Raw genomic sequence first — 13,149 nt, 5'->3', positions numbered from 1 at the left:
CCGCAGTTGCAGCGGGAACCAGACTTAGGCCACAGTAGCTACCGTGGGCGAGGTTCCAACCAACCCGCACTCAACGGCCGCAGGCCTGGACTCGGGAGGTCCAGTGACCTGCGGTTCGTCGTTTCTGGGTTGCGAAGCCCAACCATCAAACAGAGCGACGCCCCGATGCCTGCCAGCACCGGGGCGCCGCCGCAGTACACGCGTTTCAGCCGCGTGCCATTGGCCTAAGCCCTGCCGCTCTCCGGAGAGCGCGAGCAGTTTGCTTAACGAATGTCGCAATAGCTGAGACATGAACACTAAGACCCTATTCCCTTGGCCGGGCGGTAAAACACGCCTGGTGAAACACCTGCTGCCCCTCATCAACCAGCGCGACCACACCTGCTACGTTGAAGCCTTCGCCGGCAGTGCTGCGATGCTGTTCGAACGCTCGCCGGCGAAGATTGAGGTGCTCAATGACACCCATGGCGAACTGGTACGGCTGTACCGCGTTGTAGCCAACCACCTGGATGAGTTCGTTCGCCACTTCCGCTGGTCCCTGACCAGTCGCGAGATGTATCGGTGGGCGCACTTGCAGAACGTCGATACGCTGACAGACATTCAGCGCGCGGCTCGCTTCTACTACCTGCAGAAGCTGAGCTTCGGCGGTAAGGTGGAAGGTCAGACACTCGGGGTGGGCCCGACTGGCGCGAAGCGCATCAACCTGCTCCGTCTGGAACAGGATCTGAGCGATGCCCATATGCGACTGCATGGCGTTGTGATCGAGCAGTTGCCCTGGCAGCGCTGCATTGAAAAGTACGACCGGCCCGAGACGCTGTTTTTCCTCGATCCTCCCTACTGGCAGACAACCGGCTACGGCCAAGGCTTTCCGTTGGGAGAGTACGAGCAGCTGGCCGAGGCGATGAGTGCGTTGAAGGGTAGGGCGATCCTGACCATCAACGACCACCCGTCCATGTGTGCGCTGTTTGATCGATTCCACCGCCTGAGCGTTCCGATCAGATACACGGTCGGCGGCGGGGCTGGGGTTGCACGCACCGAACTTATCTACACAACCTGACCGGGCTGCTGCCCGGCATACCTTTGCCCGCCTCCAGACCGGATCAACCCTCGCGCCAAGCCGGCAGCGGGGCGGACACCTATTGACCAATCGGGGAGGGCGTCATGCCGAACCGTATCAACCATGGAACCGACATGCGGGGAGAGATCATTGACGCGGTGGGGACCGCAGCCCTGAAGGTGACGCCGCCGGTAACGGTGGCTACGGCCGTCGCATCAGGCCTGACCTTGGACAAGGCAGTGCTGGTGCTGACCGCAATCTACCTGGTGGGTCAGATTGGCTACCTGGCCTGGAAGTGGGTCAGGGAATGGCGCCAGGCGCGAAGTGGCGGGGTGATCGGATGAAAGCCAAAATAATTGGCGGCAGCGCGGCCGCAGTTATTGCCTTGACCGCCACCGCCCTCGTCAAACCGTGGGAGGGCTACTCGCCCGACCCCTACGTGGACATGGTCGGGGTGGTCACCTACTGCTACGGGGACACCGGCCGTCCGGCCAAAGCCCGCTACACCGAGCAGGAGTGCGCCGAGAAGCTCAGCAGTCGTCTCGGACAGTACATGGCCGGCATTACCGCATGTATCGACATGCCGCTGCGCCAGAATGAGTGGGCGGCGGTCCTGAGCTGGACCTACAACGTTGGTGTGGGGGCAGCTTGCCGCTCGACGCTGGTACGCAAGATCAACGCTGGCCACCCTGCCAAATCGTGGTGCGCCGAGCTTGATCGATGGGTCTTCGCTGGCGGCAAGCGGGTGCAAGGCCTGGCCAACCGTCGCGCCGATGAGCGCCGTATGTGTGAGGGCCAGTGATGAACCGGACCGCAGCCGCCATCGTCGCCTTCATCGTCTGGACCTCACTCGTCGCCGGGGGCGGGTTCGCTGCTGGCTGGTCGTGGAAGGGCGATCGCGCCGAGGGCAAAGAAGCCAATCAGCGCGCTGCTGGCGCCGAGGCATTCGCCACCCAGGTGAATGATGCCCGACAGGTTGAGCACACCCAAGGCCACCGCATGGCCACCATCGGAGCGAAGCATGAAGAAGACCGCGCTGCGGCCGAGACCGTCCCTGCTGCTGTTGTGGCTGAGCTGCATGCTGGCACTGTCCGGCTGCGCCACGACCTCGCCACCTGCCACACTGGTCGCTTGTCCGAAGCTGCCGCCGGCGCCGTCCAACGTGATGCGCCCGCCGACCTCGGAGTCACGGTTGCGGGCCCTGCTATTGGAATCGGTCGAGACGCCGACGACCAGCTCAGAGCATGCCAAGCCGTCATCGCCGCAGACCGTGCCGAGATGATCCAGTGAGCGCTCTGGTGAAGTTCGAGGATGGGCACGTGTCCTTCAAGTGCCCGGGGTGCAGGCTGTACCACACCCTCCCGGTGCAGGGCGCCGGCACTACGTGGCAGTTCAACGGCGACGTGGAGAGTCCCACCCTATCGCCGTCCATCTTGGCGCGTGGCGGTTGCTGCTACGAATCCGAATGGCACGTGCAGGAAAAGCGTCGCCATCTTGGGCCGGAGCACTGCGACAAACACCACCCCGACGAAGACGGCGTCAGCATGTGCCACACCTGCCACTCGTTCGTGCGCGAAGGGCAGATCGAGTTCTTAAGCGATTACACCCACGCGTTGGCGGGGACGACGGTGCCGCTGACCCCGGCCATGCATTAATGTTTCACAGTGTGGTTTCACGCAGGTGTGTGAAGGCGAAACTGAACGAAGATGCTGGATATCCACAAGATATCCACAGAAAGCTGAATGGGCGGGGCCCCCGGGGTTATCCACAGCCACCGGGGGGAATTCGGACCCCGGTAAAAGACAGTATTTCGGCCTCTAGGGTGCTCCACCACAGGCCACCTTTTTGGCGGATTTTCCCGGGAGAAACCGCATTTTCACGCCTGAATAGGCTGTGCATCGGGTAGGACATGGCTGACATCCACGAATTCACCAAAGGCTGGTCCGTGGCCCGGCTGGCTGATGAGTTCGGAATGGACCGCCGCACTGCCAGCAAGCGCCTTAAGGAGGCCGGCGTTCCGCCGCTGACCAAGCGGGCGGGGCACGACGTCTACCGCTTGGCCGATGCAGCCTCTGCGCTGGTAAATCCTAGCGCCGCGGCGTTCGGCGCTGAAGGTGTGGTGGATCCACGCGACCTGCCGCCGATGGAGCGACGCGCCTTTTACCAGTCGGAGAACGAGCGCCTGAAGGTCGAATCGACCATCGGGCAGCTGGTGCCGGCCGCGGAGGTCGAGGCCGACTATGCCGAGCTGGTGAAGAAGATCGTGCAGTTCTTCGACACCCTCCCTGATGTGCTCGAGCGAAAGGCAGGGCTCACACCAGAGCAGGTGGTCAAGGTCCAGGACGAGTGCGATCGCGTCCGCCAATCCATGTACGAGGGCATCACCGATGACGACGTACGCGACAGCGCGTAGCGTGCGCCAAGGCGTTGCCGAGATGATCCGGCCGCCTCGCCGCATCAGGGTGAGCGAGGGTGCGCGGGTTCTACAGGTGGCCAACGCCGCCGGCGCAGCCGGTTCCTGGGATCCGGACACCTCGCCCTACATGGTTGAGCCGTTGGACACCACCGGCAGCCGACACTACGAGGCGGTGGTGTTCATCGGGCCGGCGCGTTCGGGCAAGACGATATCGCTCATCGATGCGCGCTTGGCGTACCTGATCACGTGCAACCCGGCCGACGCCATGGTTGTGCAGATGTCCAAGGATGCAGCCGAGGACTACAGCAAGACACGTATCGCTCGCAGCATCGCCGCCAGCCCGGAACTGCGATCCCGACTGAGCCCGCGTGCCCATGACGACAACATCCTGCTGAAGTTCTTCCGGTCGGGAATGTCGTTGCGCATGGGCTGGCCGTCTGTGTCGGTGCTATCGGGCAAGGACATCCACGACGTCCTGATGACGGACGTTGACAACTACACCGGCGACCTGACGATCGACGAATGCTTCGGTCTGGGGCTGAAGCGTACGCAGACCTATATGTCGGCCGGGATGGTGGTGGCAGAGTCGAGCCCGGCAACGGACTACGCCGACGGCGCCTGGAAGCCGCTGCATCCGCACCAAGGTCCACCGGCCGCCGGCATCGCCGCGTTGTATGCGCGTGGCGACCGGCGCCGCTGGTACTGGCCCTGCCCGGAGTGCGGGGAGCGGTTTCAGGCGGCACCAGGCTACGACGGGTTCGCGTTGCCGCCGATGGAGGAACTGCTCGAGCGGGTCGTGCTAGACGACGTGCAGAAGATGGCGCGGCACTACTCGCTGCTGCACTGCCCGCATTGTGGCGTGGGCCTGCAGCACCGGTGGAAGGACGGGATGAATCGCGCCGGTGTCTGGGCTGCTGAAGGTCAGCTCGTGCACGCCGACGGAACTGTCACCGGTGAACGGCCGGAGGCACGCATCGCCAGCTACTGGTTGGGGGGTGTCGCTGCGGCCTACCAGTCGTGGGAATCGCTGATCGAGCGCTACCTCCAAGCGTTGCGCACCTTCGCCACTACCGGTGAAGAGCGGCCCCTGAAGACCACCCACAACGTCGATGGCGCGATCAACTACGTGCCGATGGCGGCACGGTCGGCCAGTGACCCGAACGAGATGCAGGAGCGGGCCGAGGTTTGGCCGGTTGGTGCAGTCCCTGTCGGTGTCAGGTTCCTGCTGGGGGAGGTCGACGTTCAGGCCAACCGCTTCGTCGTGCTGGTACTGGGCTTCGGCATTGGCGAATCCGGGCAGCTGGAGCGATGGGTGGTGGATTCCTTCACTCTGCGCACCTCCAAGCGCGAAGACGGCTCGGGCGGCTTCCTGCCGCTGGACCCGCCGAAGTACCTGGAAGATTGGGAGCGGCTGGTCGAGAAGGTCATCAGCCGGCGTTACCCGCTGGACGACGGCACCGGCCGCAGCATGCCGATCCACGCTGTGGGCATTGACTGGGGTGGCAAGTCGGGCACTTCGGTGCGCGCGCTGGAGTTCTGGCGTTCGCTCAAGGCCCGGAAGCTGCACGCCAGGGTCCGGCTGATCAAGGGCGATGCGCGCCGCGAGGGTGGTCTGTTCCGCGAAACCTTCCCCGACAGCAGCAAGCGCCGGGATCGAAAGTCGGTGTCGAAGGGCGACGTGCCCCAGCTGCTGCTCAACGTGGACCGGCTGAAGGACACCGTAGACGCCAACGTGAAGCGGGCAGAGCCGGGCCCTGGCTACTACCACTTCCCCGACTGGCTGCCAGAGGCGTTCTACGCCGAGCTGACGGCCGAATCGAGGACGGCAAAGGGCTGGGAGAACCTGGCCAAGCGCCGAAACGAGGCATTCGACCTCTGCGGCTATGCCGAGGGCATGGCGCTGTGGCTGAAGGTTCCGGCCATCAACTGGACCGCGCCGCCGCCATGGGCCGCGCCGTGGGACGACAACCCAGACGTGAGGGCAGACGACGTTGCGCCGGCGCCAATGCCGCGCACGCGCACCCGCCGCGTCATCCGAAGCAAGTACCTGGGACGCTGAAATGGCATTCACCAACAAGCAAGTCGAGCAACTGGAAGCCGCTATCGCGGCCGGCGTGCTGAGCGTCCGATATGCCGACCGTACCGTGACCTACCAGAGCCTGGTGGAGATGCGTCGCCTGCTGAAGCAGATGCGCGATGAGCTGGGCCAGGCCGCAGGTGCACCGCGGCGTCGACGCATCGTGCGCCTCTACCAATCGGGGACCGGAAATGTCTGATACCGCCGAGAGCAGCTACCGCGCCGCCGGCAACGGCCGACGCCTCCGCACCTTCCGGCCGTCCTCGCTGGGGCCCAATGCTGCATTGCTTGGCCTGCCCACGCTGCTCGCCAGGGCGCGGCATCTTGCCCGCAATGACCCATGGATGGTCAGTGCGCTCAACAAGAGCGTGTCGAACGGCATCGCCACAGGAATCCAGGCCAAGCCGATCTGGGGCACGAAGGAGCACAAGAAGAAGCTCGCCAAGCTGTGGGACCGGTGGAGCAAGTACGCCGATGCTGACGGCGTGCTCGGCTGGGGCGGCCTGCAGGCTCTGGCCTGGCGTGAGTGGAAGGAGGCCGGCGAGGTGTTCGCCCGCATCCGCTACCGGCGACCCGAAGACGGCCTGCCGGTGCCGCTGCAGGTACAGCTGATCGAGTCGGAGCAATGCCCGCAGTACTACAACGGCGTGGCCAGCAACGGCAACGTGATCCGGCAGGGAATCGAAGTCGATAGCATCGGCCGACGCGTGGCGTACTGGATGTACCGGGAGCACCCCGGAGACTTGCAGCTGACCGTCAACGGTAACGAGTTGGTGCGCGTGCCGGCGGAGCAGGTGCTGCACCTGTACCGGCCGAACCGGGCAGGTGCAATGCGTGGCGTGCCGAGCTCGGCGCCGGCGCTGCTGCGCATGTTCAACCTGGACCGCCTTGATGATGCGGTGCTGGAACGGCAGGCCCTGGCTAACCTGTTTGCAGGCTTTATCACCACAGATGCCGATGCGGATGGCGAAGAAGGGGATGCGGTCGGTGACTTGATCACCGGTGAGGATGCCGACGGCACCGCGATCGGTGGTCTTGAGCCGGGCACGATGCAGGAGCTGCCGCCCGGTCGAAAGATCACCTTCGCCGAGCCGCCGAGCGCTGGTTCGGACTATGCCGAGTTCCTGCGCGGTCACCTCTTGGCGATCTGCGCTAGCCAGGACGTGCCCTACGAGGTACTCACCGGCGACCTGCGCAACGTTTCCGATCGGGCTCTGCGCCTGATCCTCAACGAATTCCGTCGCGTCATCGAGCAGGACCAGTGGCTCTTCATGATCCCCATGTTCTGCCAGCGGGTGCGCGACGCCTTCATCGACCAGGCGGTGCTGTCGGGTCTGCTGAAGGTGCCGCGGTATGCGGCCCTGCGTGATGACGTGACCGAAACCCTGTGGGTGCCCGAGGGATGGCCCTGGAGCCACCCGGTGCAGGACGTGACCTCCGAACTCAAAGCAGTCCGGGCCGGCTTCAAGTCGCGCAGCAAGGTGGTGCTGAGCGCTGGCGAGGATCCCGAACAGGTCGATGCCGAGCAGGCGATGGACAACGAGCGCGCAGACGCGGCCGGACTTCGCTATGACAGCGACCCGAGGCGCACGAATGCCTCCGGTGCCCGGCAGGACGATGAACCCGGCGCCCCTGGTGCCAACAACGATGAAGGGAATGACGATGACGAGTAAGCCTGGCCTGTTGGCCCGAATGTTGGGTCGCGGCAGCCGTGCACCCGTGGTGGCCTCGCTCGCTGCCGCGGTCCTCAATCAGCCCCTGCTGGTGCAGTCGACCATCGGCGAGGCACTGGTCGGCGGCTATCTGGAAGGGAAGGTCACCAGCGACGACAGCGTCCTGAAGGCTGACCGCTTCGAAGTGGCCGGCTCCGATGGGCAGCCGGTAGGGGTCGCACAGAACCTGATCGGCGTGATCAACCTGTCCGGTGCGATGGTGAACCGGCCGATGCCCGGCGCCAGCGGCCCGGGGCCGGTGAGCTATGCGGCGGTACGCGACACCTTCGATGAGCTGCTCAACGATGATGCCGTGACGTCGATCATCCTCCGGCTGGATACGCCCGGTGGCATGGCATCGGGCTGCTTCGACCTGGTGGACCACATCTTTGAGGCGCGTGGACGAAAGCCGGTGTACGCGTTGGTTGATGACCATGCGTACTCCGCCGGCTTCGCCCTCGCATCGGCATGCGACGAGATCTGGATCAGCCGTACCGGCGGCGTCGGATCGGTAGGCGTGGTCTGCTATCACCACGACTGGAGCGGTAACAACGCCCAGATCGGACTGAAGGTGACCCCGCTGTTCGCCGGCGCCCGCAAGGTCGACTTCAACCCGAACTTCCCGCTCAGCGAGGAAGCGCATGCCGAGGCGATGGCCGATCTGGAGGACCTGCTCACGCTGTTCGTCGATACCGTGGCGCGCAACCTCGGCATGGACGCGGGAGCCGTGCGCGCTACCGAAGCGGCCACCTACCGTGGCCAGGCCGCCGTGACGGTTGGTTTTGCGACGCGGCTCGGCACCTGGCACGACCTCATCGCGCACCTCGGCGCCAGCGAAGCGGCTGCGCCGCAGGCGCCTGGTGACCCGGACCCGGATGACGCCGAGGATGCAACGGCCACGCCGCCGACGCCCGAAGCCAGCCTCGCACCGCCTGCTGCCGTGGTGGAGAGCCCGGCCGCGGCGCTGGCCGCAGCGGTCGCCTCCAGTGAACTGCCGCCGGCACTCGCTGTCGCCGTGCTGCGTCGGGCCCCGAAGGCGGGCGAGCCGGCGGCCAGCGCCATTGAGTACGCGACCGCAGTCCAGGACGCGTGCGCTGCTGCACTGCGTGGCGATGACACGCTCGCAGCCAGTTTCATCGAGAAGAACACCGACCTCGACACGGTGCGTGCACAGCTGCTGTCGATGAAAGCGGAGGAAGGCCGCAACACTCAGGTCATCACCGCCCACCCGGCCTCTATGGCCGACCAACGTGCCGCCGACGTCAAGGCGCAGCTGAACCCCAATCACATCTACAAGCAACGAGGTAACTGACGATGGAAATCACCCTGGCCGGCACCCGTACCGGCGAATTCCTGCTGTCCGAAGCGGGCGGCGAGCGCAGCCGCGAACTGATCCATCTGCCTGCCGGGCAGGGCATGCTGCCCGCCGGCACCCTGCTCAAGGCGGACAATACCGTCGCTGCCAACGGCACCGACGCGGTGAAGGTGCTGTACGGCCCGATCGACACCGGCACCGATTCCGCGGCGCTTGCCGTCAAGGGCGCGGCGATCGCGCGCGACGCCGAAGTGTTCGGCGAAAAGCTGGTGTGGGCCAGCGGCGTTACCGCTGACCAGAAGCTGCTGGCCGCACTGGGCCTGGCCGAGTCCGGCATCATCGCTCGCTGGACCCAGCAGCCGATCGCATCGAATGCTGCGGATCACCTGGTGTTCGTGTCCGCGCCGCTGACCGGCACCGCTGGTGTGGCGCTTGGCCCAATCGTCGCGCACGTCAAGGACGTCTTCGGCGCCCTGGTCACCGGCAGCACCGTCAGCGCCACGCTGGCCAAGGCGACGGGCACCGGCAACCTGACCGGCGGCGGCGCGAAGGCAGCCGTGGGCGGCGTCATCACCTGGGACGCCGCGACGCTGAGCGCCGCTGGCGATTACACCCTGAAGGTGACCGCCGCCGACCTGGACGAAGCCACGACCGAAACCATCACCATCGACGCTGCGTAACCGCAGGCCTGCTCACCCGCCCCAACAAGGCCCCGCTTCGGCGGGGCTTTTTTCGTACCCCTTACCCGAGAGAGAGACAACTATGGATCTGCAAACCCTTCTGGCGCTGGGCGTACTGGGCTTCGATGCCCTCAACGCCTACATCAACAACCTGCCGCGCATCGTCACCCGCTTGGGTGATATGCGCCTGTTCCAAGAAGAAGGCCTCGTCGGCACCACGATCGTGAAGATCGGCATCGAGAACAACAAGCTGGTGCTGGTGCCCAACGTGCCGCGCGGCGCGCCGGGCCAGCCCAAGGGGCTGGACCGCGGCAAGGTAAAGCTGCTGGAAACCACCCACCTGCCGCAGCGCTCTACGGTCATGGCCGATCAGCTGCTGGGTGTATGGGATCCGATCAACGATGCGGAAGGCAGCAATGTCGCAGCTGTGGTCAACCGGCTTCAGGCGCTGCACAAGCGTGATCTGGACTACACCATCGAGTATCACCGCCTGGGCGCACTGCAGGGCAAGCTGCTGGACGCCGATGGCTCGATGATCGTGGACTTCTACGACGAGTTCGGTGTGAAGCAGATCACCATTGGCATGGAACTGAATAAGCCGGACACAAAGGTCCGGACCAAGGCGGTATCGATCAAGCGCGCGATCGAGGAAAAGCTCGGTGGGGTGCCGTACACCGGCGTCCACGTGCTGTGCAGCGCTGGCTTCTTCGATTCGCTGGTGGATCACCCGGACGTCGAAGAGGCCTACAAGCGCTGGCAGGACGGCGCTGCGCTTCGCACGGATCTGCGTAAGGGTTTCGTCTTCGGCGACGTCGTGTTCGAAGAGCTGCCGGGCAGCACGGGCGGCAAGTTGGCCATTCCCGATGGCGAAGCGATCGCCTTCCCGCTGGGTGTGCCCGACATGTTCCTGACCCGCTTCGCTCCGGCGGACTACTTGGAGACTGTGCGCGGCGTCGGCCTTCCGTACTACAGCAAGACCGCCAAACTGCGGATGGACAAGGGCATCGAGCTGGAAAGCCAGTCCAACCCGCTGAACATCAACACCCGACCGGACGCGGTGATCCGCCTGAAAGCCGGCTCGAAGTAAGCCAGTAGTGCCTGGCCCGCTTCGGCGGGCCGGGCAGGAGGTTGTATGGCCCAAATCAGGATCGGGGTCGATCCCGACAATGCCTTCGGGCGACAGCTGACCGAGCTGGAACAGTCCCAACTGCCCTACGCCGCATCGCAGGCCGCCAACAAGGTGGCCTACGAGATCCGCGAGCGCTGGAAGCGCCAGGCGCCGCGGGTGTTCGACCGGCCCACGCCGTTGACTGTCAACGCGGCGATGTACCGCAAGGCAACCAAGGCGCAGCCGTACGCTGAGATCTTCATTCGAGACGAGGCATTCAAGGGCACGCCGCCGGCCAAGTACCTGCTGGCCGAGGTGGATGGCGGCCAGCGCCGCCGGAAGGGCTTCGAGCGCCTGCTGCAGAGCCGTGGCCTGCTGTCACCCACGCAGTTTGCGGTGATGGGGCGCGGCGCTCAGGCAAACCAGTTCGGCAACGTGCCCGCCGGCCAGGTCACCAAGATTCTGTCCCAGCTGGGCGCCCAGCGTGACCGATACCAGAACCAGACCACCGTCAGCCGGAAGCGGCGGCGGGGCAAGGGCAACAACCGTGATGGCGAGTACTTCGTGATCACCAAACGCCGCGGTGCATTGCGCCCGGGCATCTATGAGCGGATCGGGCGCGGATCCGGCGTCCGCTCCATCTTCATCTTCACCAACACAGCCGCCTACACCCCGCGATACGACATCTTCGGCATGGCCGAGGACACCTGGAAGCGCCTGATGCCGTTCTTCCTGAAGCGCGAGCTGGAGAAGGCCATGGAAACCGCGAGGCCCTTGCCTTGAACCAGAGAGCTTTCATGCAGGCATTCGACGCAATCGCGTTCGGAGCCTTCCGCGCAACCGGCGTCGCCGATGCTGCCCACTACCACGAGCCGGGCACCTGCGCAGGCGTGCCGTGCACGGTGCTGCTCGACGAGGGCGTTGAGCAGTTCACACCGGACGATGTGGCGCCGATCGCGACCACCATCGACCGGGTCACGCTGCAGCTGGCCGAGGTCACTCCGCGGGCAGGTGGCGTGGTAAGTATCGATGGCACCGGCCGCCGGCTGAAGCTGGTGCAGAAGATCCGTGCCGACGAGTCGACGGCGGTGTGGGAGGTGGCCAATGTCTGAGCCTATACCCAGCCCCCGGCGCCAGCTGCTGGTAGCCATGGGCAAAACGCTGCAGATGATCAGCACCAAGAACGGCTACCTGACCGACGCCGGTGCCGGGTGGACGCTGGAACCGACACCCGGCGACCAGGACACCCAGGCAGTTCTGACGGCCGTGATCGAGAAGCAGCAGCGCCCCGAGACCCCCTCCAAGACCACCACGCACCGGCTGACGACCGTGAGCGTCATCGCCAAGGTGCCGGCCAACACGGACGGCTACCAACAGGCGCTGGACGACTTGGTGACCGACATCGAGGCGGCGATGGACAGCCGCGAAGTGGCCCGGAGCTTCCCCGATGGCATCCAGGTGCCGGTCTACGTCGGCATGGAGCCGCTGATGCCGGAGAAGGCCAGCGCCGGCTGGGTGGGCGCACTGCTTACCTACCAGTCCCACATCCCCAAGAAATAACCCGCCGCACAGCGGCAACCCAACTGGAGAGCCACCATGGCCGAAGATTACAGCTACCTGGGCAGCGGCATCATCGTGATCCGCGAGTGGAACACAGCCGATCCGTTCTTGGAGATCGGCAACGTTTCTGCGTACACCGTTGCGCCCCAGACCAATACCCTTGAGCTGGCCGACTACCAAAATCCGGGCGGCGGCACGGCCAGCCGTGTCGATCGCGTGACTGGCTACAACCTCAACTACACCTTCCACGATTTCAATCCGGAGAACTTCGCCCGGGCAACTCGCGGCAAGGCCAGCAGCATTGCAGCCGGCACCGTCCCCGATGAGCTGGTGTTGGCCGTGCCGGGGAGCTATGCGCCCCTGTCGCGCTTGGCGTCTGAAGTCACCGCCGTGAAGCCGGTGACCGGCGCCACGGCATACGAGGCAGGCAAGGACTACCGCTTCGAGCGCGGCATGCTGTTCATTCCGGCAGGATCGGCCATCGTGGCACCGTCCGTGGCTGGCACGCCAAACATCAAGGTCACCTTCAAGAACGCAGAGCTGGGCCACGTGGAAGCGGCGGTCACCTCGCAGAAGTTCTACGAGATGCAGTTCTATGGCGCCAATGAAGCCCGTGGCGGCAAGATGGTGCGCCTGGTCGCACACAAGGTCACCGGCGGTGTGATCGAGAGCATGGGGCTGATCGGTAACGAGTTCGGTGCCGGCAGCGTGCCCGGTGCACTGCTCAAGGATGCGTCGAAGGCCACCGGGCAGGATATCTCGGCGTACTTCTACTGGCAGCAGGAGAAGTAAGCCGTGTCGGAACTGGACGTGATTATCCCGCCGACCCGCACTGTGCGCTTTCGCGGCGAGCAGGTGCAGGTGACTCCCCTGCGCCTGCAGCAGATCGGGCCCTTCATCACGGCCAGCCGCACCATCATCGCCCGGGTGGCGATGATGGTCGGCGCGGTCGATACAGCACCGGCCGCCGCCACCGGTGCCATTTTGCTGGACCTGCTCGAGCAGGACAGCGCAGACCTTGCTGGTGCACTGGCCGTTGCTGTTGGCCGTGACGGGGAATGGATCGCCGGAGGCACCCTGGACGAAGTCGCCGACTTGCTCGAGGCAGTCGTCGGGCTCAATCGCGATTTTTTCGCCCATCGCCTGCGTCGTCTTCTGATGCAGGCCAAACCGCTGGCGGAAGAGAGTACAGACTCGGCGACGTCGTCCAGTTTCTGATCGCCCGCG

At 65.1% G+C, this 13,149-nt stretch carries 17 protein-coding genes; all 17 read left to right on the top strand.

The annotated features are described in order from the left end of the window. The first annotated feature begins 289 nt into the window (after positions 1-289). Positions 290-1,054 carry a DNA adenine methylase gene (locus QMX81_RS00280; RefSeq protein WP_282257259.1) on the top strand — a complete coding sequence of 255 codons (765 nt, stop codon included), beginning with the start codon at positions 290-292 and terminating at the stop codon, positions 1,052-1,054. Between the two features lie 104 nt (positions 1,055-1,158). Beyond that, positions 1,159-1,398, top strand: coding sequence for a hypothetical protein (locus QMX81_RS00275; protein WP_282257257.1), 240 nt, complete (start codon positions 1,159-1,161; stop codon positions 1,396-1,398). Beyond that, positions 1,395-1,856 (top strand): lysozyme, encoded by a 462-nt coding sequence (locus QMX81_RS00270; protein ID WP_282257255.1) that lies wholly within the window; start codon positions 1,395-1,397, stop codon positions 1,854-1,856. The genes QMX81_RS00275 and QMX81_RS00270 overlap by 4 nt, the downstream gene beginning before the upstream one ends. Next, on the top strand, positions 1,856-2,344 hold the full coding sequence (locus QMX81_RS00265; protein WP_282257253.1) for a lysis system i-spanin subunit Rz: 489 nt from the start codon (positions 1,856-1,858) through the stop codon (positions 2,342-2,344). The genes QMX81_RS00270 and QMX81_RS00265 overlap by 1 nt, the downstream gene beginning before the upstream one ends. Positions 2,345-2,373: 29 nt before the next feature. Then, the gene (locus QMX81_RS00260) at positions 2,374-2,709 is read left to right on the top strand and encodes a DUF6527 family protein (RefSeq protein ID WP_282257251.1); all 336 of its coding nucleotides are present in this window, start codon (positions 2,374-2,376) and stop codon (positions 2,707-2,709) included. 254 nt (positions 2,710-2,963) lie between these two features. After that, a complete protein-coding gene (locus QMX81_RS00255) occupies positions 2,964-3,467 on the top strand; it encodes a DUF1441 family protein (protein ID WP_282257249.1) in 504 nt (167 codons plus the stop codon). Positions 3,468-3,543: 76 nt separating this feature from the next. Then, entirely contained in the window at positions 3,544-5,529 is a 1,986-nt protein-coding gene (locus tag QMX81_RS00250; protein WP_282257247.1) for a terminase gpA endonuclease subunit, read from the top strand. Between the two features lies 1 nt (position 5,530). Continuing rightward, the gene (locus tag QMX81_RS00245) at positions 5,531-5,746 is read left to right on the top strand and encodes a hypothetical protein (protein WP_070471463.1); all 216 of its coding nucleotides are present in this window, start codon (positions 5,531-5,533) and stop codon (positions 5,744-5,746) included. Further along, entirely contained in the window at positions 5,739-7,220 is a 1,482-nt protein-coding gene (locus QMX81_RS00240) for a phage portal protein (RefSeq protein ID WP_282257242.1), read from the top strand. The genes QMX81_RS00245 and QMX81_RS00240 overlap by 8 nt, the downstream gene beginning before the upstream one ends. After that, positions 7,210-8,571, top strand: a complete 1,362-nt coding sequence (locus tag QMX81_RS00235; RefSeq protein ID WP_282257240.1) for a S49 family peptidase — start codon at positions 7,210-7,212, stop codon at positions 8,569-8,571. Before QMX81_RS00240 ends, QMX81_RS00235 begins: the two co-directional genes overlap by 11 nt. 2 nt (positions 8,572-8,573) lie before the next feature. Next, complete coding sequence (locus QMX81_RS00230; protein ID WP_282257238.1) at positions 8,574-9,254, top strand: head decoration protein; 681 nt, start codon at positions 8,574-8,576, stop codon at positions 9,252-9,254. 82 nt (positions 9,255-9,336) lie between these two features. Beyond that, a complete protein-coding gene (locus QMX81_RS00225; protein ID WP_282257236.1) occupies positions 9,337-10,341 on the top strand; it encodes a major capsid protein in 1,005 nt (334 codons plus the stop codon). A 45-nt stretch (positions 10,342-10,386) separates the two neighbouring features. After that, positions 10,387-11,145 carry a hypothetical protein gene (locus QMX81_RS00220; RefSeq protein ID WP_282257234.1) on the top strand — a complete coding sequence of 253 codons (759 nt, stop codon included), beginning with the start codon at positions 10,387-10,389 and terminating at the stop codon, positions 11,143-11,145. Positions 11,146-11,159: 14 nt separating this feature from the next. Then, positions 11,160-11,474: a hypothetical protein gene (locus QMX81_RS00215; protein ID WP_121040184.1), complete on the top strand. Its 315-nt coding sequence runs from the start codon at positions 11,160-11,162 to the stop codon at positions 11,472-11,474. Then, positions 11,467-11,922: a hypothetical protein gene (locus tag QMX81_RS00210; protein WP_282257231.1), complete on the top strand. Its 456-nt coding sequence runs from the start codon at positions 11,467-11,469 to the stop codon at positions 11,920-11,922. The genes QMX81_RS00215 and QMX81_RS00210 overlap by 8 nt, the downstream gene beginning before the upstream one ends. A 36-nt stretch (positions 11,923-11,958) precedes the next feature. Then, complete coding sequence (locus tag QMX81_RS00205) at positions 11,959-12,714, top strand: hypothetical protein (RefSeq protein ID WP_282257229.1); 756 nt, start codon at positions 11,959-11,961, stop codon at positions 12,712-12,714. Between the two features lie 3 nt (positions 12,715-12,717). Beyond that, positions 12,718-13,140, top strand: a complete 423-nt coding sequence (locus tag QMX81_RS00200) for a hypothetical protein (RefSeq protein ID WP_282257227.1) — start codon at positions 12,718-12,720, stop codon at positions 13,138-13,140. Positions 13,141-13,149: the final 9 nt, after the last annotated feature.

The sequence above is a fragment of the Stenotrophomonas sp. PS02301 genome (genome assembly GCF_029959485.1).
Taxonomy (GTDB): domain Bacteria; phylum Pseudomonadota; class Gammaproteobacteria; order Xanthomonadales; family Xanthomonadaceae; genus Stenotrophomonas; species Stenotrophomonas maltophilia_Z.
The sequence above is the reverse complement of the archived record's forward strand: the minus strand, read 5'-3'. Positions and strand labels throughout refer to the sequence as shown.

Bases quoted from the DNA above. Each gene is read 5' to 3' on its own strand.
- QMX81_RS00280 (WP_282257259.1), top strand. From the start codon at position 290: ATGAACACTAAGACCCTATTCCCTTGGCCGGGCGGTAAAACACGCCTG.
- QMX81_RS00275 (WP_282257257.1), top strand. From the start codon at position 1,159: ATGCCGAACCGTATCAACCATGGAACCGACATGCGGGGAGAGATCATT.
- QMX81_RS00270 (WP_282257255.1), top strand. From the start codon at position 1,395: ATGAAAGCCAAAATAATTGGCGGCAGCGCGGCCGCAGTTATTGCCTTG.
- QMX81_RS00265 (WP_282257253.1), top strand. From the start codon at position 1,856: ATGAACCGGACCGCAGCCGCCATCGTCGCCTTCATCGTCTGGACCTCA.
- QMX81_RS00255 (WP_282257249.1), top strand. From the start codon at position 2,964: ATGGCTGACATCCACGAATTCACCAAAGGCTGGTCCGTGGCCCGGCTG.
- QMX81_RS00245 (WP_070471463.1), top strand. From the start codon at position 5,531: ATGGCATTCACCAACAAGCAAGTCGAGCAACTGGAAGCCGCTATCGCG.
- QMX81_RS00240 (WP_282257242.1), top strand. From the start codon at position 5,739: ATGTCTGATACCGCCGAGAGCAGCTACCGCGCCGCCGGCAACGGCCGA.
- QMX81_RS00235 (WP_282257240.1), top strand. From the start codon at position 7,210: ATGACGAGTAAGCCTGGCCTGTTGGCCCGAATGTTGGGTCGCGGCAGC.
- QMX81_RS00230 (WP_282257238.1), top strand. From the start codon at position 8,574: ATGGAAATCACCCTGGCCGGCACCCGTACCGGCGAATTCCTGCTGTCC.
- QMX81_RS00225 (WP_282257236.1), top strand. From the start codon at position 9,337: ATGGATCTGCAAACCCTTCTGGCGCTGGGCGTACTGGGCTTCGATGCC.
- QMX81_RS00220 (WP_282257234.1), top strand. From the start codon at position 10,387: ATGGCCCAAATCAGGATCGGGGTCGATCCCGACAATGCCTTCGGGCGA.
- QMX81_RS00215 (WP_121040184.1), top strand. From the start codon at position 11,160: ATGCAGGCATTCGACGCAATCGCGTTCGGAGCCTTCCGCGCAACCGGC.
- QMX81_RS00210 (WP_282257231.1), top strand. From the start codon at position 11,467: ATGTCTGAGCCTATACCCAGCCCCCGGCGCCAGCTGCTGGTAGCCATG.
- QMX81_RS00205 (WP_282257229.1), top strand. From the start codon at position 11,959: ATGGCCGAAGATTACAGCTACCTGGGCAGCGGCATCATCGTGATCCGC.